The organism is Hydrogenophaga crassostreae (assembly GCF_001761385.1).
Lineage (GTDB): Bacteria > Pseudomonadota > Gammaproteobacteria > Burkholderiales > Burkholderiaceae_C > Hydrogenophaga > Hydrogenophaga crassostreae.
Genome location: NZ_CP017476.1, coordinates 284,520 through 302,651 on the forward strand (window position 1 = coordinate 284,520; position 18,132 = coordinate 302,651).

Below are 18,132 nucleotides of genomic sequence, written 5' to 3' on the forward strand. Positions count from 1 at the left end.
AAGCCGGCGCCCCTTGGGCCGCCGGCTTTTTTGTGCCCGAGCGCCAGGCCATGCCTTCATCGTGCATCAGGTTATGCAAGTTTTGCATGTAACTTGCCGGTAACTGACCCGGTGCTTTCATAAAATCAAAGCATTGGTTGACACGCTGAGCCCCAGCTGGGACCACCCACCCAGCGTATTGCTCCGAGGTTTGCTGTGTTTGCCATCCGCTCACACAGCCCGAGCGCCGACCTGCCCTTTACCGCCAGGGGATTTTTGACAGCCGCCCGCCGTATTTTCATGTGGCCCGCGGCTGTTGCCGTCTCTTGAGCCTGCCGCTTTACAAACTTCAGGAGCCTTTTCCATGAACTCACCCGCGATGCAGGGCCTTGCGCTCAACACCCCGGCTTACGTCAAACACGCCCGCTTGATTGCCTGGGTCGCCGATATGGTGGCGCTGTGCAAGCCCGCCGATGTTGTCTGGTGCGATGGCAGCGATGCCGAGTACGACCGCCTCTGTCAGCAACTGGTCGACGCCGGCACCTTCAAGAAACTCAACCCCGCCAAACGCCCTGGCAGTTTCCTGGCCTGTTCGGACCCTTCCGACGTGGCCCGCGTGGAAGACCGTACCTACATCTGCTCGGCCAGGAAAGAAGACGCCGGCCCGACCAACAACTGGATGGCTCCGGCCGACATGCGCGAGACGCTCAATCCCCTGTTTGATGGCTGCATGGCAGGTCGCACCATGTATGTGGTGCCGTTCAGCATGGGCCCGCTGGGATCGCACATCGCCCACATTGGTGTCGAACTGACCGACAGCGCCTACGTGGCCGTGAACCAGAAGCTCATGACCCGCATGGGCAAGGCCGTGTTTGACGTGCTCGGCACCGACGGTGAATTCGTACCCTGCATGCACACGGTTGGCTCGCCATTGGCCGCCGGTGAGCAAGACACCAGCAGCTGGCCTTGCAACCCCGAGGTCAAGTACATCGTTCACTACCCAGAAACGCGAGAGATCTGGAGCTACGGCTCTGGCTACGGCGGCAATGCCCTGCTGGGCAAAAAGTGTCTGGCATTGCGCATCGCCTCCAGCATGGGCCGTGAGCAAGGCTGGCTGGCCGAGCACATGCTGATCTTGGGTGTGACCAACCCGGCAGGCAAGAAATACCACGTGGCAGCGGCGTTCCCCAGCGCCTGCGGCAAGACCAACTTCTCCATGTTGGTGCCTCCCGAAGCGGGTTTTGCCGGCTGGAAGGTCACCACCATCGGCGATGACATCGCCTGGATCAAGCCCCACGCCGACGGAAAACTCTATGCGATCAATCCGGAAGCGGGCTACTTTGGCGTGGCCCCTGGAACCAACATGCACACGAATCCGAACTGCATGCTGTCGCTGAACAAGAATGTGATCTTCACCAACGTGGCGCTGACCGACGATGGCGACGTCTGGTGGGAAGGCATCGAGAAGGACACCGGCGTGGTGCCCGGACACCTGATCGACTGGCAGGGCAAAGACTGGACACCCCAGATCGCCAAGGAAACCGGCGCCAAAGCCGCCCACCCCAATTCACGCTTCACCGTGGGTGCCCAGAACAACCCGGCCCTTGATCCTCAGTGGGACGACGCCAACGGCGTGGCCATCGACGCGTTCATGTTCGGTGGCCGCCGCTCAACCACGGTGCCGCTGGTGACCGAGGCGCGCAGCTGGACCGAAGGCGTTTACATGGCCGCAACCATGGGCTCGGAGACCACCGCAGCCGCCTTTGGTGCGCAAGGTGTGGTCCGTCGCGATCCGTTCGCGATGCTGCCTTTCTGCGGCTACAACATGAGCGACTACTTCCAGCACTGGCTGGACATGGAAGGGACCTTGGCCAAGACTGGCGCGGCGTTGCCCAAGATGTTCTGTGTCAACTGGTTCCGCAAAGACGACGCTGGCAAGTTTGTCTGGCCTGGCTATGGCGACAACATGCGCGTCTTGAAGTGGATGATTGACCGCATCGAAGGCACGGTCCAGGGTGAAACCACCATGTTCGGCACCGCGCCGGTTTACGCCGAAGTCAACTGGGCGGGCCTGGATTTCAGCGTTGAGCAGTTCAAGACGGTGACCAGTATCGACAAGGCCGCCTGGCAGGCCGAGCTGAAACTGCACGATGCCCATTTCGAGAAGCTGGCATACCACTTGCCTCAGGCTTTGGTGGCCACCAAAGCCGAGCTGGAGAAACGGTTGGCTGCGGTCTGAGCACCGAACGTGCCATTTTTCTGAAGGCATAAAAAAAGCCACCGGGAGATCGGTGGCTTTTTTGCTGCGGGCTGTGTGCGGCTGGCGCGTAGCCCGATCAGATGTAGTAGAGGTGCATGCGGTGGGCGCGGCTGGCGGCCAGACGCTCAGGGAAGCGGCCCCAGCCGGTGGTGGCTTCTGTGGCAACCGGGGTCTCAAAGCCCATGGGTGCCAGTGCGGCTTCAAAATCGGTGTCCAACTTGGCATCCTGATCGCGCATGCGGGCAACCATCAGCTCCGACATGACGCGTGGATCGCTCTTGGCGATGTCCCACAAGCGGGCTTCTGCGCGGGCGTGTGCCATCGATTGCGACCAGCGGTCCAGCAGGTTCATCGTGCGAGCGGCCAGGTTGCGTGCGGTGCCCGCAAAAAGCGCAAGGCCTGCAAACACCACGGCCCACAAAATCACCCAGCCAAAAAACAGGTGGCCGTCGGTCCAGACACCCACGTACTGATCGGCAAAGACCACCAGGGCGGAAACAGCGGCTGCCAGCAGCATCACGGTGAGGCTGCGAACGCCGATGCGGGAAGGGGCAGAGCCCATCGACGTGTCGCCATTGGCCTGGGCGGCGTTGCGCACAGATGCGGTGCGGGAAAAGGAATTAAGAATGGTGCTCATGGGGAATCTTCAAAAGGCAAAACGGGTATCAATGCGTCGATACTAGGGTAAACCCTGAAATCTTCCTAGTTTATTTTTGTGATGAATATCATTCACACTGTTAATGTCGTGAGGAAATTCACGACCGTTTACTGCTGTTTACCGTGTGTTGTGGAGTTTCGTCGCTCGATATGGAGGCTGAATGCGCTGAATCGAGGCTTCACCCAGCGGTCTCGCGGGTTGATGCGGTATGCGCAACAGAAAAAAAGCCACTGCGGTTGGCAGTGGCGAGGGGCCTGGGGGCTTGTTCTCCCCAAGCGGCGGGGGCTTAGGCGTGTCGCGCGCCGTTGCTGTGGAAGCGGGTCTGGTAGGCGTGTTCGATGATCTGCGCCCAGCCATCGTTCAAGGGATGCTGATCAGATGCTGACGAAGGCTCATCGAAGGGCGCTGCCAGAACGTGGGCGGGGCGCTCGAATGCTCGAACCATTTCGGTCTGGATGCGGGCGTCGACCGATGGGTTGTCCCAGAGGGCGGTGTCGGCCTGGTTCTGGATCGAAGTCTGGGCCCAGTTGCCCAGCGCGGTTTTGAAGCGCGCAATCAAGGTACCGCAGCTGGGGAATGCCAGCAGGCTGTCCGAGAAATCCAGCGATTGGGGGCGGGAATAGGAATCGAAAATCGGCTGCGAGGCGCTCATGGCGAACTCCATTGGTGGACTTGGTCCTGCTGGACCGGTACCAACGATACTAGGGTAAACCCCTAATTCGTGCCAATTTATCTTTATGATGAATTACATTCACAGAAATGATAAATGACCGCAACTTCCGCAGCCTCGACTTGAACCTGTTGCGGGTTTTTGACGAGGTGATGGCCGAGCGCAACCTCACCCGCGCGGCACACAACCTCTCGATGACACAGCCCGCCGTGAGCAATGCATTGCGTCGCTTGAGGGAATCGCTGGGCGATGATCTGGTTCGGCGGGCGGGTTACGGGGTGGAGCCCACGCCTGTGGGTTTGGCGCTGTGGCCTACCGTGCGCGACGCGCTGGAGCAACTTCGACAGTCGTTGGCGCCCGGGGAGTTCGATCCGGCGAGCGCACGCAATGCGTTCGTGATGGCAATGGCCGACGCAACCGCGGCGAAAGTGGTGCCTGCCCTGATGGATATTCTGCAGAGCGAGGCGCCAGGCGTGAACCTGCGCATTCTGCCGCTGACCACGCGGGATCCGCGCGAATTGCTGGAGTCGGGCAAAGCCGACCTCGCCATTGGCCATTTCCCCGGGGTTCTGGCGGAATTGAGTGCCATTCACCTCCAGGAGGACAGCCCGCGTTTTATGCATCAGCGCCTGTATGACGGCGAATACGTGGTTGTGATGCGCCGGGACCATCCCTTGGCGAAGGCGCCGCTCACGCTGGACGCCTACTGCGCAGCGCGGCATCTGCTGGTGAGCTTTTCTGGGCGTGCCTATGGCTTTGTCGATGAAGCGCTGACTGCGCTGTCGCGCCAGCGGCGTGTCGTGTTGACGGTCAACCAGTTCTTCACGGCAGGACAGGTGGTCGCAACCACAGACTTGCTGACGGTCTTGCCCCGTCACTTTGTGGGCGCAACAGGCATGGTGCACAAATTGGCGCTGAGCGAGTTGCCGCTGGCTGTGCCCGCCGTGCACGTGGATACCCTGTGGCAGCGGCAAGCGGAACACAACAGTGCCCACCGCTGGTTGCGTCAGGCGGTGGACCGGGCCGCCACGCAGGGTTTCGAGGATACGTCGGGTGTGGTGTTACCCGCTACGATGCGCCGATGAAGTTGCAACTGCTGAGTGACCTGCATCTGGAGGCGAATCCGGGCTACGTAGCCGAGCCGGCCGCCGGGGCCGAACTGTTGGTGTTGGCGGGGGATATTGGCTCTTACCAATGCCGCCGGGATGGCTCGGTGATGCTGGAGCCTGACTGGGGGCTGCAGCGTTTCTCGCCACTTCCCCGGTATGCAGGCTGGCCTGTGCCGGTGGTGTTTGTCCCGGGCAACCATGAGTACGACGCGCTGGACGTTGATGATGCACACCGGGAGTTGAGGGCCACTTGTGAACGCCTGGGCATTCATTGGCTGGAGCGCGAGGTATTGACCATTGACGATGTGCGCCTGGTGGGGACCACGCTGTGGGCAGATTTCGACGCACTGGCTGACAAGCCCGTGGCCGTGCCCAAAGCCAGCGCACCGGGTCGGGCGAAAGCGCATCCCATCGCTCCCGCACCCGTTGATCCGGTGACTTACCGTTTGCGTCAGCGCGACAAGGCTTTCCGGGCGGCGAACTTCTACCTGAGCAAAATGGCAGGCATGCGCGGCGGCGCCTTGTTTGATGCCGCCGCCATGCGTGAGCTGGCCCTTGAATGCCAGGCGTGGTTGCGCCAGGCCTTGGCAAAGTCTTTCGAGGGACGGACGATAGTGATCACCCACTTTGCGCCCACACTACACAGTGCCGATCCACGCTACGGCCTGAGTCCGGGAACGGCCGGGTTTTGTAATGGACTGGATGAGCTCCTGCCCTTGGCCGATGTGTGGTTGCACGGCCATTTGCATTGCCCCCAGGACGTGCAGGTAGGCCGTTGCCGGATCGTGGCCAATCCGCTGGGTTACGCAGACAAGAACGAGCAAGGCGCGTTTCAGCCAGCCGGACTCATCGAAGTTTGATCTGAACCCGCCTTGCGTTATCGCAAGGTTTGGGGCGCGACGGGGCGTAGACTGGCTGTATCGATTCCCATCTTCAGGAGTGCACCATGAAAATCTTGCTCGCGGTAGACGGCAGCAGCTACACCAAAAAAATGCTGGCCTACCTGGCCACCCATGACAACATGTTCAGCGCCGACAATGATTTCACATTGGTCTCTATTCAGGCGCCCCTGCCACCGCGTGCACGCGCTGCTGTGGGGGCGGAGATTGCCAATGGTTACTACACCGACGAGTCGGTCAAAGTGACCAACCCGGTTGTCAAGTTCCTGGCCCGCCATGGCATCGAGCCCAAGGTGGTGCACAAAGTGGGGCAACCTGGCGAACAAATCGCAAAAGTCGCGCAAGCGGGCAAGTTCGATCTGGTCATGATGGGCTCGCACGGCCACAGCGCCTTGGGCAATCTGGTGATGGGTTCGGTGGCGACGCAGGTATTGGCCCACTGCTCGGTTCCGGTACTGCTGGTTCGGTAACGCTCCAGCGATGGCCCGGCTCGGGGACGGGGCCGGGTTGTTGATCCCGCCCGGTGCGCCGCGACACCTGAGGCGGGCCTTTCAAATCAACAATTCAGGGGCAACAAGACCGGCGCCAGGGCAATCCTTCTTGTTGTCCAAGGCGCCAGCGCTTCTGCGCCTCAGCGCGTGTTCAGGCCCTCAAAGCAGGTGCTCAAGACCATCTCGATGATCTGCTCGTTGGTGTAGAGCCCTGCGCTCTTGAGAAAACCCAGCACCGGGTCGCAGGCCCGCGCATACAAGGTGTACAGCACCACGAGGGGGGGCAAGGCGGCGTTGATGCCGCCTGTTTCCTGGGCCTCGGTAATCCAGCCACCCAGGCGGTCGCTCACATTCATCAGGCCATCCACATAGGCTTTGTTGGTGGTCAGGGTCTGGCGCAGGCTGGAACTTTCACTGGGCAGCGAAGGCATTTCGCCGTCCAGCTTTACCTCGATGGTCCAACGGACCACACGCTTGAGCCGCTCCAACGGGGGTTGGGTGGTGTCCAGACTGTCGAGAAACGCCACTGCGCGGTTCATCACCCTCACCATGGCGGCGGCAGCGAGATCTTCCTTGCTCGGGAAGTGCTTGTACAAGCTGGCCTTGGCAATGCCCACCTCGGCGGCCACCTCGTCCACCGTCATGGCCTCAAAGCCTTTCTCGGCCAACAGCCGGTTCACGGCAGACACGATTGCATCCTCCCGGGCAATGTGCATCTGCTCGCGAAAGCTGCGTTTGGGGCTCGGGGAGGGGTTGGATGAGGTTGCTTCGCTGGCCATGAGGGTCCTTCTTTTGTTCAAAGATTTTGCCCGAATCCGACGTGAAAGTCGATAACCACACTAATCAGTAGGAAAAAATACCAATCAGTCACGTTTTGACCTTTTGAGGCTAATATTCGGCTCAGGCGGTGAAATTCATTCGATCGAAAGACCGGAAGGGTTGCTTCTACGTTTGCCCGCCGCCGACCTCACTCCGCAGTACATCCGAACCTGAAAGGACACGACATGCCCATGAACCGACGCTCTCTTCTGCTGGCACTGGGTGCTGGCGCCACGGCCCCGTTGCTGCAAGCTTGCGGGGGAGGCGATGACCACGAACCCGGCACCATCGTGGCGCTGGCGGCTGGAGACAGCCGATTCAGCATCCTGGTTGAAGCGGTGACAGCCGCTGGCTTGGTCGACACGCTGAATGGGCCCGGTCCGTTCACGGTTTTTGCCCCGACCAATGATGCGTTTGCGGCCGTGCTGACCGAACTCGGCCTGAGCAAGGCCGCATTGCTGGCCGACAAGGCGTTATTGACCAGCGTCTTGGCCTATCACGTGGTCTCCGGCGCGATACGGGCAAACGACGTCGGCGGGCTGCCCAAACCCGCCTCGGTGGGCACGTTGCAGGGTGCTGCATTCACCGTTGACGAGAGTCTGGCGATCACCGATGCCCGGGGCCGCCGTGCCCAACTGGTGGCAACCGACCTGATTGCCAGCAATGGCCTCATTCACGCCATCGACAAGGTTCTGCTCCCGCCAGCCGGTTGAGCGCGAGTCCGACCGCCGTTTCCCCTCCGGCCCTCCCACTTTCCTTTTCCTTTTCCTTTTCCCTCAACCCTTGACTCATCAGGACATCATCATGAAAAAGACCCTTATCGCTTCCTTGCTGGCTTTTGGCGCATTGACCGCTGTACAGGCCAAAGACATTGTCGACACGGCTGTGGCCGCGGGCAACTTCAAAACCCTGGCCACGGCCCTGACGGAAGCCGGCCTCATCGACACGCTCAAGGGAGCGGGCCCGTTCACCGTGTTCGCCCCCACCGACGCTGCGTTTGCCAAAGTCCCGAAGGCCGATCTGGATGCGCTGTTGAAAGACAAAGCCAAGCTGGCTGCTGTGTTGACCTACCACGTGGTGCCAGGCAAGGTGATGGCCTCAGACGTCAAGGCTGGCAAGGTGCAAACCGTGCAGGGCAGTGCAATCACAGTGACCACCGCCAACGGGGTGATGGTGGACAACGCCAAAGTCACGGCCACAGACATCGCGGCCGACAATGGTGTGATCCACGTGATCGACTCGGTGATCATGCCGAAGTAAGGCGCTTTCTCCGCCAGTCAAAAGGCCCTGCTCGCAGGGCCTTTTTTACGCCGGGACGGGGGCGGGGGTAAGGCTCTGGGCCGCTGCCTGGCGCAGCGCAGCGCTGAGCGAATCCAGAACATCGGAGCTCAGATTCCAGCAGTGCCAATACAGGGCCACATTGAGACTGTGGCGGGGCGCCAGGTTGACCAGTTCGCCCTGGGCGATCAGGTCGCGAACCTGCAGCTCGGGCAACACGCTCACGCCCCAGCCTGCTTGCACCGCCCTCACGCGCCCTTCGCTGGATGGCACAAACAGCTGCTTGAGCATCACGCGGGTCAGGCCAAATGCCCGGGAGACAAACTCGTGCTGCAAGTGGTCTTTGCGGTTGAACGCCAGAAACGGCACCTGGTGAAAATTGTGGGTGCTCAGACCTTTGCTCAGATGCCGCGCGGCAAAGCCGGCAGAAGCAACAGGCACATACTCCATGCCGCCCAAAGCCTCCATCTTGCAGCCACGCAGGGCCTGGCCCAGCGAGGTCACACACCCGAGCACCTTGCCCTCACGCAGCCATTCGTGGGTGAACTCCTGGTCATCGGTGATGATTTCAATCGGCAGTCCCCCTTGGGCCAGGGGGTTGAGTGCGGGCAAGGCCCAGGTGGCGATGCTGTCGGCATTGATGGCCACCGCAATGCGCTCCTCTTCGCGCCCATTGCCGGTCGAGCTGGGTGCGAGCTCCTTCAGGTCTTTTTCCAGATCGGCGCGCAACAGCCGCATCATCTTGGCGTGTTTGAGCATGAGCTGCCCGGCCGAAGTGGGCTTGAGTGGTCGGCTGCGCACGATGAGGACCGTGCCCACCTGGGCCTCCAGCGCCCGCAAGCGTTGTGAGACAGCCGATTGGGTGATCGACAGGCGTTGGGCTGCGCGTTCAAAGCCCCCTTCTTCAATGATGGCGGCCAGGCATTCCAAAGCGTCTGGGTCGAAGGTGCTCATGGGGGTTCCAGTGGAAAAGGTCGGCGGACAGGCCGGTTACGGCGCCGCAAGGCCTGAAGGAGTTGTATTAGCTGCACTGATGCGGACGATTTTAGTGTAATTTTGCTTCACTATCGTCGCCGTTGTTCTCATACTCGCGACCAGCTTTTTTCATCCATCTGGAGTGGTTCGACATGCGGGTTGTGGTTTTGGGCGCAGGCATCATCGGTGTGAGCACGGCATGGCATTTGATACAGCGTGGGCATGAGGTCACCATCGTGGATCGCCAGCCCGATGCGGCGCTGGAGACCAGCTACGCCAATGCGGCACAAATTTCGGTCAGCTATTGCGAGCCCTGGGCCAACCGCGAAGCGCCGCTGAAGGCGCTGAAGTGGATGTTTTCGCCCACCGCACCCCTCCTGTTCCGGCCGCAAATGGACCCGGCGCAATGGCTCTGGGGCTTGCAGTTTCTTGGTCAGTGCAATGACAGGGCATTTGAACGCAATGTGGCGCAGATCGTGGCACTGGGGGCTTACAGCCACGCCGCGCTGAAAGACGTGGTGGCAGAGACGGGTATGGAGTACAACCGCCTCGAGTGCGGCATTGCCCATTACTACAGCGATCAAAAGGCGTTTGATGGTGCGGGCGAAGCGGCGGCCCTGATGCAGAAGTTTGGCGTCAAGCGCAACATCCTGACCCGCGAAGAGCTGCTCAAGGTTGAGCCAGCGCTCAAGGTTTACGCCGATCGCATCGTGGGCGGCACCTTCACGCCATCAGACGAATCGGGCGACGCCAAGGTATTCACCCAGCAACTCGCCGCCCTGTGCGAACAGCGTGGTGCAGGCATGCAGTTCAACCACGACATTGAAGGCATCCAAACCGATGGTGGTGCTGCAACGCAAGTGAATGTCCGTGACCGCGCCACTGGAAAGGCTTTGGCGCTGCAGGCTGATGCCTATGTGGTGGCCTGCGGTTCCTACACCAGGCCGTTGCTGAAATCGGTCGGGTTGCAGGTGCCCATCTACCCCGGTAAAGGCTACAGCGCCACCTTGCCGTTGCTGCGTCCCGAGCAAGCGCCCAAGGTGAGCATGATTGACGACTCACTCAAGATCGCCGTGTCGCGCCTCGGCGATCAGATTCGCGTCGCAGGCACGATTGAGCTGGGTGGCTTTGATCTCGCGCTGGACACGCCGTTGGCCAAAAAGCGTTGCGAGATGCTGGTGCGCCGCATCGAAGAAGTCTTCCCAGGCATGGCCGATACGCGGACGCCTGAAGAGGGTGGTGATCCCCAGTTCTGGACGGGCTTGCGTCCCGCCACACCGACCAACATTCCCCTGATTGGTCGCACCAAAATCGGCAAGCTCTGGATCAACGCAGGCCACGGCACGCTGGGCTGGACGCACGGCGCGGGCTCAGGCAAAGCGCTGGCCGAGCTGATCAATGGCGAAAAGCCTGCGATGGCGTTTGGTTTCGCGGGCGGCTAGGGCCACAACCTGGACCAAAGGCCGAGGCCGAGGCTGAGGCACCGCTGATGATCCTGGCACTGCCGACACAGGCAGGTTTTTCAGTCCCTGGCCCCGAAGAACCGCGAAGGCCTTCGCGCGGGCGGCGACAATCGCGGCCATGGAATTGTTTCTGGTCACCCTGGCGTCGCTTTTTGCAGGCTTTGTCGACGCCATCGTGGGTGGAGGCGGCCTGATCCTCGTACCGGCGATGTTCGCGGTGTTTCCCAATACCCATCCCGCCACACTGTTGGGCACCACCAAGAGCGCCTCCATCTGGGGCACCGCGGCGGCGACAGTGCAGTACGCGCAGCGGGTGCACATGCCCTGGCGCTCGTTGTTGCCCGCGGCGGCGGTGTGTTTTGGGGGCTCCATGCTGGGCGCGTGGACGGTCACGGTGATATCGCCCGATTTCTTGCGCCGCCTCTTGCCGCTGGTGTTGCTGGGCGTGTTCGTCTACACCCTGGCACGAAAGGATCTCGGGCGACACCATTTGCCCCGGTACACAGGCCGAGCGGAAGCCATGGCGGCCGCGCTGCTGGGGTTGACCATTGGCTTCTACGACGGGTTTTTTGGCCCAGGCACGGGCAGCTTCTTTGTTTTCCTGTTCGTGCGCTGGCTGGGCTACGATTTTTTGCACGCCAGCGCCAGCGCCAAACTGCTCAATGTCACGTCCAATCTGGCGGCATTGATTCTCTTTGCCGTCAAAGGCCATGTGTGGTGGCACTTCGCCCTGGCCATGGCGGTGGCCAATGTGGTGGGGAGTTTGATGGGCACGCGGTTGGCGCTCAAGCATGGCAGCGGCTTTGTGCGCTGGGCATTTATCGTGGTGGTCGGGGCGCTGATCGTGAAGACGGGTTACGACGCCTGGCTTGGTTGACCAGCCGCACCGCTGCAGGCGGTCAAGACGGCGACCGGATCAAGGTGATGGCTTTTCGACTGCGGTCTTTGGCGCATCGGGATCGATGGGCCAGGGGACTTCGCTGGCCTTGAGTGGTGTACCCGAAGGGGAAGAGGCCTCACCTCTCTGTACGGCCTTGAGATCCTGGGCGTTGGGGTATTGATCGAGCAACAGGTAATCAAAGACACGGCGGGCGATGGGCGCGGCGTTGGCAGAGCCAAAACCTGCGTTTTCAACCACCACCGCCAGTGCGATGCGCGGTTTGTCTACCGGCGCAAAGGCCAGGTAGAGCGAGTGATCGCGCTGGTGTTCTTCGAGCTTGCGTGCGTCATAGCGGTCTTTCTGTCCGATGCCCACCGCCTGAGCGGTGCCGGTTTTGCCGCCACTTTCATACTCGGCGCCTGCGAAAACGCGGGCGCTGGTGCCCTCTGTGGTCACACCTTGCATGGCGCGCAACACCACGTCGATGTTGGCGCGTTTGAATCCAAGGTTGACGGCTTCGCTAACGGGCATCGGGTTGCGCTCGTGCGTCACGGTGTCTTCGGTGGCCAGCATGAGATGGGGCTGGTGCTTGATACCGCCGTTGGCCAGCGTGGCCATGGCATGGGCCACTTGCAGCATGGTGAAGTTGTTGTAGCCCTGGCCGATGCCCAGCGAAATGGTCTCGCCCGCGTACCAGCGCTGCTGTTCGGGACGTTTGTAGGCGTTGCGCTTCCATTCCTGATTGGGCAGGACACCGCGCACTTCGCCGCGCAGGTCGATGCCGGTGATCTGGCCAAAACCCAGAGGGGCCATGAAGTCGTGCATGGCGTCCACGCCCATCTCGTTGGCGAGGGAGTAGTAGTACACGTTGCTCGACTTGATGATGCTGCGGCGCATGTCCACTGCACCGAGACCCCCGTCACCGTGGCTGCGGAAACGGTGGTTGCCAAACATCCAGTAGCCCGGGTCGTTGATCACCGTGCTCGCGCTGCGGGCGCCGGTCTCCAGCGCCGCCATGGCCATGAACGGCTTGTAGGTGGAGCCCGGTGGGTAGGTGCCGCGCAAGGCGCGGTTGAGCAAGGGTTTGTCGAGTGATTCGTTCAGCAGCTTCCAGTTCTCTTCGTCGATGCCTTCGACAAACAGGTTGGGGTCAAATGTGGGCTTGCTGACAAACGCCAGAACCTCACCGTTGCGCGGGTCGATGGCCACAAGGGCACCGCGCCGCTCGCCAAACATGTCTTCGATGAGCTTCTGCAGCTTGATGTCGATCGCCAGCCTGACGGTGTTGCCAGGAACCGCTGGCGTGTTGGCAAGCAGGCGCACGGCCTGGCCACCCGCCGAGGTCTCGACGCGTTCGAAGCCGGTCTGTCCGTGCAGCTCTCGTTCGTAGTGCTGTTCGGCGCCCAGCTTGCCGATGTGGTCGGTGCCGCGGTAGTTGGCCTGGTCTTCATCGGGCCAGTCTTCAATCTGCTCTTTTTCGCGCTGATTGATGCGGCCGATGTAGCCGATGACATGGCTGGCCACCTCGCCATTCGGGTAGTGGCGTATCAAGCGTGCGCGCACATCGACGCCGGGAAAGCGGTAGCGCTGAACCGTGAAGCGCGCCACCTCTTCGTCGGTCAGGCGCGAACGGATGGGCAATGAGTCGAAGCGGCGCGATTCTGAAACGAGCTTGCTGAAGCGCCGCTTGTCACGCGGTGTGATGTCGAGAAGCAGCGCCAGCTCTTCAATGGTGGCATCGAGGTCGTCAACCTCGGACGGGGTGATTTCCAGGGTGTAGGCGGAAAAATTGGTCGCCAGCACGCGGCCAAAGCGGTCAAGAATCTGGCCCCGGTTGGGCACCACGGGCAGCACTGCCGTTCGGTTGCTTTCAGCCTGGGCTTGCAGGTCTTCATGGCGCACCACCTGCAGGTACACCATCCTTGAAACCAAAAGGCCAAAGGCGACAAAAACGGTCAGGCCAATGACCAGTACGCGTGTGCGAAACAGCGCGATATCGGCGTCGACGTTGCGAAGCTCGGTCATCTTCAGAGCGGCCGGTTGTTGTCAGGGTCCGGCGCCCGGCGCTGCGGTGCGAGCAACAGCACGGTGACCACTGGCCACAAGGCACTTTCAATCACCGGGCTGAGCAAAAGCGCCCAGCCAGGGAAGGAGCCGCCCGCGATCATGCGAACAATCAACTGCAGCAGATGAGAGACCAGCAACAGTGGCAAGATCTGCACCGCCTGGGTGAGCACGTCAAACCAGAGCAAGCGGCGGTGAATGGACACCGCCAGAAAGGCAAGAACGGTGTAGGCCAAGGCGTGTTGCCCCAGCAGGGCGCCTTGTTGAACGTCCATGGCCAGGCCGAATACAAAAGCCACACCGACCCCGATTCGGAGGGGCTGGTGCACGCCCCAGAAGACAAGCGTGATGGCCAGCAGATCGGGCGCCCAGGCAGCGCGGCCCCAAATGCCTGAGCTCAGGAATGTGTTGAGCAGCATGGCCCCCAGCAGGGTGAACCAGATGAAAACCGGATTGGCGGGCAACAGGAGTTGCTGGCCTGGGCGCATGATCATCGTTTGACCCCGTCGGTGGTGATTGGGGTGGATGCGCCGGGCTTCGGCAGCATCGGGGAAGGCGGCAGGTTCAGCCCGACAGGCGTGAGAACCAGCACGTGCAGGGCGCCGTGAACCCGTGCCAGTGGCGTGCAGCTGATGCGGTTGAACGACGATTCGGCGCGCTCGCCCACGTCTTTCACGCGCGCCACAGGCAAGCCCGGCGGGAACACCCCGTCAACCCCTGTCGTGGTCAGCAAATCACCTTGCTCGATATCGGCGTTGGCCAGTGTGTAGCGCAACTCAAGGTCTTCCCCCGAAGGTCCTGTGCGACCAAAAGCCACGCTTCGAACACCGGTGCGCACGTTGAGAACGGGGATGGCGTAGTCGCTGTCGATCAACAGGGTGACTTCCGACATCAACGGGTAGACCCGTGTGACCTGGCCGAGCACGCCGTTGTCGTCGATGACAGGCGATCCGGCGACCACGCCATGCGTTTGGCCGCGGTCGATCACCACGCGGCGTGAAAACGGGTCGGCCGCATCGTAGAGCACCTGGGCGCCAATCGAGGGAGCCAGGATGCGCTCGCGCATCGCCAGCAACTCACGAAGGCGCTGGTTTTCCAGCCGAAGCTGCTCGACCTGCAGCGCGTGTTCCGATTGGGTTGCGAGTTTCACCAGGGCCGCGTTCTCGCTCGCCTGCGCTTTGTGCAGGCTGGTGAAGTAGGTGCCTGCTTCGCCGGCGGCGCGCACCGGCTGCATCACCAGCCATTGCATCGGATAAAGCACCGTGGCCAGTGCGCTGCGCACAGGAACCGTGATGCTGAACCGCATGTCGGCCACCATGAGAAACAGCGCGACAGCGCTGAATACCATGAGTTTGGACAGGGCCGATGGACCCTGTTTAAAAAACGGGGGTGGGGTGCGGTCCAGGGTGCCTAATGGCATGTCAGCGGGGTCGGTCGGGCTGGCGGTGAAAGCGCTGCCCGGCGCTCAAGGCTTACTCGTTTGTGAAGATGGTGCCCAGGCGCTCCATGCGCTCCAGGGCCATGCCACAACCGCGCACCACGCAGGTCAGCGGCTCTTCGGCCACCAGTACGGGCAGACCGGTCTCTTCGGCCAGGAGGCGGTCCAGGTCGCGCAGCAATGCGCCACCGCCGGTGAGCATCATGCCGCGCTCGGCGATGTCGGCACCCAGCTCGGGTGGCGTGTGCTCCAGCGCCATCTTGACGGCGGACACGATGTTGTTCAGCGGGTCGGTCAGGGCTTCCAGGATCTCGTTGCTGGAGATCGTGAAGCTGCGGGGCACGCCTTCGCTCAGGTTGCGGCCCTTGACTTCCATTTCCTTGACTTCAGAGCCGGGGAAGGCCGAGCCGATGTTTTTCTTGATCGCTTCGGCCGTCGGCTCGCCAATCAACATGCCGTAGTTGCGGCGGATGTAGGCAATGATGGCGTCGTCAAAACGGTCGCCACCGACCCGCACGCTGCCTTTGTAGACCATGCCGCCCAGGGAGATCACGCCGACTTCGGTCGTTCCGCCGCCGATGTCGACCACCATGGAGCCCGATGCTTCGGATACCGGCAGGCCTGCACCGATGGCCGCGGCCATCGGCTCTTCGATCAGGTAGACCTCGGAGGCACCGGCGCCGAGCGCGGATTCGCGGATGGCGCGGCGCTCGACCTGGGTTGAGCCGCACGGCACACAGATGATGATGCGGGGGCTTGGGCGGAACATCGAGCGCGGGTGCACCATCTTGATGAACTGCTTGAGCATCTGTTCGGTGACGGTAAAGTCAGCGATCACGCCGTCTTTCATCGGGCGGATGGCCTCGATGTTGCCGGGCACCTTGCCCAACATGGCCTTGGCTTCATGCCCAACGGCCTGAATGGTTTTTTTGCCCTGTGGGCCGCCTTCGTGGCGAATGGATACGACCGATGGCTCGTCGAGCACGATGCCCTTGCCGCGAACGTAAATCAGGGTATTGGCGGTGCCGAGGTCGATGGCGAGGTCGGTCGAAAAATTCCGACGGAACGATTCAAACATGGTGCAAAAATCCGGTGGTGCGGGGACGCGCTTGGGCTTTGTTGTTCTGGCGCGGCCGTCGCCAAGTGTCTGGGGGAGCGGTGTTAAGTATTTGATTCAACGGCAAAAAGCGCCCTTGGGACGCCTTGACCGCTAAACCTTGGATAATACCGTATCCCCTGTGCGTAAAGGTGCGCACCCATTGCCCCTACTGGCACTTTACAACCCGTTTCAGCAGCTTTATTTGCACTTCGGGTGGTTTCTTTTCACTTACAACGGATTTCCCCACCTGCCATGTCCCTGACCTCGTCCGACATTGGGCGCATTGCCAACCTGGCCCGCTTGGAGCTTTCCAGCGAGCACAGCGAGCGTTTGCTGACCCAGCTCAACGGTTTTTTTGACATCGTTGAGCAAATGAATGCCGTCGACACCGTTGGCGTGGAGCCTCTGGCCCACCCCACCGCCGTGATCGACCACGTGAGCCTGCGCTTGCGCCCTGATGTGGCCAGTGAGCCCAACAACCGTGAAGCCAACCAGAAGAGTGCGCCTGCTGTGGAGCGCGGACTGTTTCTTGTGCCGAAAGTCATCGAATGAGCGCCACCGATTTGCACCAGATGGGGGTGGCCGAGCTGGCCGCTGCCATCGCCGACAAAAAGACCTCCGCTGTTGAGGCCGCCCAGCATTTGTTGAGCCGCGCCAAGGTGCATGAGGGGCTGGGCGCCTACCTCGCCTTCAACGAAGACGCCACGATGGCGCAGGCCAAGGTGGCAGACGCCCGGGTTGCCGCTGGCGAACGCGGTGCCCTTCTGGGGGTACCCCTGGCGCACAAAGACATCTTTGTGACCACCGATTTCCCCACCACTGCCGGCTCCAGGATGCTGGAGGGTTACCAGAGCCCGTTTGACGCCACCGTGGTGCAGCGCCTGGCAGCCGCCGGAGCGGTCACGCTGGGCAAGCTGAATTGCGATGAGTTCGCCATGGGCTCGGGCAACGACAACTCGGCCTACGCGCCGGCGCACAACCCCTGGGACACGGCGCGCGTGCCCGGGGGCTCTTCGGGCGGCAGCGCTGCCGCCGTGGCTGCGCGCCTGGTGCCTGCGGCAACCGGTACCGACACTGGCGGCTCCATCCGCCAACCCGCCAGCTTCACCGGTATCACGGGCATCAAGCCCACCTACGGCCGCTGCTCGCGCTACGGCATGGTGGCCTTTGCCTCCAGCCTGGATCAGGCTGGCCCCATGGCACGCAGCGCCGCCGACTGCGCCGTGTTGCTGAGCGCCATGGCCGGGCCTGACATCGACCGCGATTCCACCAGCCTGGACCATCCTGCTGAGAATTATTCGTTGGCCCTGGCTCAACCGCGCGTCGGTGCCTCGGCTGCGTTGCCGCTCAAAGGCTTGCGCATCGGACTGCCCAAAGAATTTTTCGGTGAAGGTTGCGCCCCCGATGTCCTCGCCACGGTGCGTGCCGCGCTGACCGAGTACGAAAAGCTGGGCGCCACGCTGGTGGACATTTCATTGCCACGCACCGAGTTGTCGATCCCCGTTTACTACGTGATCGCCCCAGCCGAAGCGTCGAGCAACCTGAGCCGTTTCGATGGGGTGAAGTTCGGCCACCGCGCGGAGAAATTCGACGACCTGAACGACATGTACAGGAAGTCGCGCAGTGAAGGCTTTGGCCCCGAAGTGCAGCGCCGCATCATGATCGGCACCTATGTGCTGAGCCATGGGTACTACGACGCGTACTACCTGCAGGCGCAGAAGATCCGCCGTTTGATCGCTCAGGATTTCCAGCAGGCGTTTGCGTCGCAATGCGATGTGATCGCCGGGCCCGTCGCGCCAACCGTGGCGTGGAAGATCGGCGAAAAGAGCGCTGATCCGCTGGCCAACTACCTGGCCGACATTTACACGCTGTCCACCTCGTTGGCTGGCCTGCCTGGCATGAGCGTGCCGGCCGGATTCGGCGCGGGCAACATGCCCGTGGGACTCCAGCTGGTCGGCAACTACTTCAAGGAAGGCGAGCTGCTGCAAGCGGCACACGCTTTCCAGCTGGCCACCGATTGGCACACGCGCACACCTGAAGGTTTCTGAAT

18 protein-coding genes are annotated in these 18,132 nt (G+C 61.7%); 10 read left to right on the forward strand and 8 right to left on the reverse strand.

Going from position 1 to position 18,132, the window contains the following annotated elements; all coding sequences use genetic code 11:
- The first annotated feature begins 343 nt into the window (after nucleotides 1-343).
- Nucleotides 344-2,218, forward strand: coding sequence for a phosphoenolpyruvate carboxykinase (GTP) (locus LPB072_RS01395; protein WP_066095148.1), 1,875 nt, complete (start codon nucleotides 344-346; stop codon nucleotides 2,216-2,218).
- Nucleotides 2,219-2,315: 97 nt separating this feature from the next.
- On the opposite strand, the gene LPB072_RS01400 is transcribed toward LPB072_RS01395, so the two are convergent.
- A complete protein-coding gene (locus tag LPB072_RS01400) occupies nucleotides 2,316-2,876 on the reverse strand; it encodes a hypothetical protein (protein ID WP_066095151.1) in 561 nt (186 codons plus the stop codon).
- Between the two features lie 307 nt (nucleotides 2,877-3,183).
- Nucleotides 3,184-3,549: a hypothetical protein gene (locus tag LPB072_RS01405; RefSeq protein WP_157559215.1), complete on the reverse strand. Its 366-nt coding sequence runs from the start codon at nucleotides 3,547-3,549 to the stop codon at nucleotides 3,184-3,186.
- 107 nt (nucleotides 3,550-3,656) lie between these two features.
- Here LPB072_RS01405 and LPB072_RS01410 point away from each other — a divergent pair, with 107 nt between their 5' ends.
- The 3 genes from LPB072_RS01410 to LPB072_RS01420 all read left to right on the forward strand — a co-directional run bounded on the left by LPB072_RS01410 (nucleotide 3,657) and on the right by LPB072_RS01420 (nucleotide 6,045).
- A complete protein-coding gene (locus tag LPB072_RS01410) occupies nucleotides 3,657-4,652 on the forward strand; it encodes a LysR family transcriptional regulator (protein ID WP_066095155.1) in 996 nt (331 codons plus the stop codon).
- A complete protein-coding gene (locus LPB072_RS01415) occupies nucleotides 4,649-5,536 on the forward strand; it encodes a metallophosphoesterase (protein ID WP_066095158.1) in 888 nt (295 codons plus the stop codon). Before LPB072_RS01410 ends, LPB072_RS01415 begins: the two co-directional genes overlap by 4 nt.
- An 86-nt stretch (nucleotides 5,537-5,622) precedes the next feature.
- Complete coding sequence (locus LPB072_RS01420; RefSeq protein WP_066095160.1) at nucleotides 5,623-6,045, forward strand: universal stress protein; 423 nt, start codon at nucleotides 5,623-5,625, stop codon at nucleotides 6,043-6,045.
- A gap of 161 nt (nucleotides 6,046-6,206) precedes the next feature.
- Here LPB072_RS01420 and LPB072_RS01425 read toward each other — a convergent pair whose 3' ends face one another.
- Nucleotides 6,207-6,845, reverse strand: coding sequence for a TetR/AcrR family transcriptional regulator (locus LPB072_RS01425; protein ID WP_231943378.1), 639 nt, complete (start codon nucleotides 6,843-6,845; stop codon nucleotides 6,207-6,209).
- A 231-nt stretch (nucleotides 6,846-7,076) separates the two neighbouring features.
- Between LPB072_RS01425 and LPB072_RS01430 the strand changes: the two genes are divergently transcribed.
- Nucleotides 7,077-7,598 (forward strand): fasciclin domain-containing protein, encoded by a 522-nt coding sequence (locus LPB072_RS01430; RefSeq protein WP_082877138.1) that lies wholly within the window; start codon nucleotides 7,077-7,079, stop codon nucleotides 7,596-7,598.
- 91 nt (nucleotides 7,599-7,689) lie between these two features.
- Entirely contained in the window at nucleotides 7,690-8,145 is a 456-nt protein-coding gene (locus LPB072_RS01435; protein WP_066095166.1) for a fasciclin domain-containing protein, read from the forward strand.
- Between the two features lie 45 nt (nucleotides 8,146-8,190).
- On the opposite strand, the gene LPB072_RS01440 is transcribed toward LPB072_RS01435, so the two are convergent.
- A complete protein-coding gene (locus tag LPB072_RS01440; protein WP_066095169.1) occupies nucleotides 8,191-9,117 on the reverse strand; it encodes a LysR family transcriptional regulator ArgP in 927 nt (308 codons plus the stop codon).
- 173 nt (nucleotides 9,118-9,290) lie between these two features.
- On the opposite strand from LPB072_RS01440, the gene LPB072_RS01445 reads away from it, so the two are divergent.
- Both LPB072_RS01445 and LPB072_RS01450 read left to right on the forward strand, forming a co-directional pair.
- Nucleotides 9,291-10,580, forward strand: coding sequence for a D-amino acid dehydrogenase (locus LPB072_RS01445; protein ID WP_066095171.1), 1,290 nt, complete (start codon nucleotides 9,291-9,293; stop codon nucleotides 10,578-10,580).
- Nucleotides 10,581-10,719: 139 nt separating this feature from the next.
- Nucleotides 10,720-11,478 (forward strand): sulfite exporter TauE/SafE family protein, encoded by a 759-nt coding sequence (locus tag LPB072_RS01450; protein ID WP_066095173.1) that lies wholly within the window; start codon nucleotides 10,720-10,722, stop codon nucleotides 11,476-11,478.
- A 39-nt stretch (nucleotides 11,479-11,517) separates the two neighbouring features.
- On the opposite strand, the gene mrdA is transcribed toward LPB072_RS01450, so the two are convergent.
- From mrdA to LPB072_RS01470, 4 genes are read right to left on the reverse strand one after another with little or no spacing between them, the layout of a single operon-like run.
- A complete protein-coding gene (mrdA, locus tag LPB072_RS01455; RefSeq protein ID WP_066095175.1) occupies nucleotides 11,518-13,506 on the reverse strand; it encodes a penicillin-binding protein 2 in 1,989 nt (662 codons plus the stop codon).
- A gap of 2 nt (nucleotides 13,507-13,508) precedes the next feature.
- Nucleotides 13,509-14,039 (reverse strand): rod shape-determining protein MreD, encoded by a 531-nt coding sequence (gene mreD / locus LPB072_RS01460; protein ID WP_066095177.1) that lies wholly within the window; start codon nucleotides 14,037-14,039, stop codon nucleotides 13,509-13,511.
- The gene (gene mreC, locus LPB072_RS01465; protein WP_066095180.1) at nucleotides 14,036-14,965 is read right to left on the reverse strand and encodes a rod shape-determining protein MreC; all 930 of its coding nucleotides are present in this window, start codon (nucleotides 14,963-14,965) and stop codon (nucleotides 14,036-14,038) included. The genes mreD and mreC overlap by 4 nt, the downstream gene beginning before the upstream one ends.
- Nucleotides 14,966-15,017: 52 nt before the next feature.
- Complete coding sequence (locus LPB072_RS01470) at nucleotides 15,018-16,061, reverse strand: rod shape-determining protein (protein WP_066095182.1); 1,044 nt, start codon at nucleotides 16,059-16,061, stop codon at nucleotides 15,018-15,020.
- 273 nt (nucleotides 16,062-16,334) lie between these two features.
- On the opposite strand from LPB072_RS01470, the gene gatC reads away from it, so the two are divergent.
- Together gatC and gatA are read left to right on the forward strand one after the other, a co-directional pair.
- Entirely contained in the window at nucleotides 16,335-16,634 is a 300-nt protein-coding gene (gene gatC / locus LPB072_RS01475) for an Asp-tRNA(Asn)/Glu-tRNA(Gln) amidotransferase subunit GatC (RefSeq protein ID WP_066095184.1), read from the forward strand.
- On the forward strand, nucleotides 16,631-18,130 hold the full coding sequence (gene gatA, locus LPB072_RS01480) for an Asp-tRNA(Asn)/Glu-tRNA(Gln) amidotransferase subunit GatA (RefSeq protein ID WP_066095187.1): 1,500 nt from the start codon (nucleotides 16,631-16,633) through the stop codon (nucleotides 18,128-18,130). The genes gatC and gatA overlap by 4 nt, the downstream gene beginning before the upstream one ends.
- Nucleotides 18,131-18,132 lie beyond the last annotated feature (2 nt).

Coding starts and splice junctions, on each gene's coding strand:
- LPB072_RS01445 (WP_066095171.1), top strand. CDS start 9,291: ATGCGGGTTGTGGTTTTGGGCGCAGGCATCATCGGTGTGAGCACGGCA.
- LPB072_RS01430 (WP_082877138.1), top strand. CDS start 7,077: ATGAACCGACGCTCTCTTCTGCTGGCACTGGGTGCTGGCGCCACGGCC.
- LPB072_RS01410 (WP_066095155.1), top strand. CDS start 3,657: ATGATAAATGACCGCAACTTCCGCAGCCTCGACTTGAACCTGTTGCGG.
- LPB072_RS01415 (WP_066095158.1), top strand. CDS start 4,649: ATGAAGTTGCAACTGCTGAGTGACCTGCATCTGGAGGCGAATCCGGGC.
- gatA (WP_066095187.1), top strand. CDS start 16,631: ATGAGCGCCACCGATTTGCACCAGATGGGGGTGGCCGAGCTGGCCGCT.
- mreC (WP_066095180.1), bottom strand. CDS start 14,965: ATGCCATTAGGCACCCTGGACCGCACCCCACCCCCGTTTTTTAAACAG.
- LPB072_RS01420 (WP_066095160.1), top strand. CDS start 5,623: ATGAAAATCTTGCTCGCGGTAGACGGCAGCAGCTACACCAAAAAAATG.
- LPB072_RS01470 (WP_066095182.1), bottom strand. CDS start 16,061: ATGTTTGAATCGTTCCGTCGGAATTTTTCGACCGACCTCGCCATCGAC.
- LPB072_RS01435 (WP_066095166.1), top strand. CDS start 7,690: ATGAAAAAGACCCTTATCGCTTCCTTGCTGGCTTTTGGCGCATTGACC.
- mreD (WP_066095177.1), bottom strand. CDS start 14,039: ATGATCATGCGCCCAGGCCAGCAACTCCTGTTGCCCGCCAATCCGGTT.
- LPB072_RS01440 (WP_066095169.1), bottom strand. CDS start 9,117: ATGAGCACCTTCGACCCAGACGCTTTGGAATGCCTGGCCGCCATCATT.
- LPB072_RS01450 (WP_066095173.1), top strand. CDS start 10,720: ATGGAATTGTTTCTGGTCACCCTGGCGTCGCTTTTTGCAGGCTTTGTC.
- LPB072_RS01395 (WP_066095148.1), top strand. CDS start 344: ATGAACTCACCCGCGATGCAGGGCCTTGCGCTCAACACCCCGGCTTAC.
- LPB072_RS01425 (WP_231943378.1), bottom strand. CDS start 6,845: ATGGCCAGCGAAGCAACCTCATCCAACCCCTCCCCGAGCCCCAAACGC.
- LPB072_RS01405 (WP_157559215.1), bottom strand. CDS start 3,549: ATGAGCGCCTCGCAGCCGATTTTCGATTCCTATTCCCGCCCCCAATCG.
- gatC (WP_066095184.1), top strand. CDS start 16,335: ATGTCCCTGACCTCGTCCGACATTGGGCGCATTGCCAACCTGGCCCGC.
- mrdA (WP_066095175.1), bottom strand. CDS start 13,506: ATGACCGAGCTTCGCAACGTCGACGCCGATATCGCGCTGTTTCGCACA.
- LPB072_RS01400 (WP_066095151.1), bottom strand. CDS start 2,876: ATGAGCACCATTCTTAATTCCTTTTCCCGCACCGCATCTGTGCGCAAC.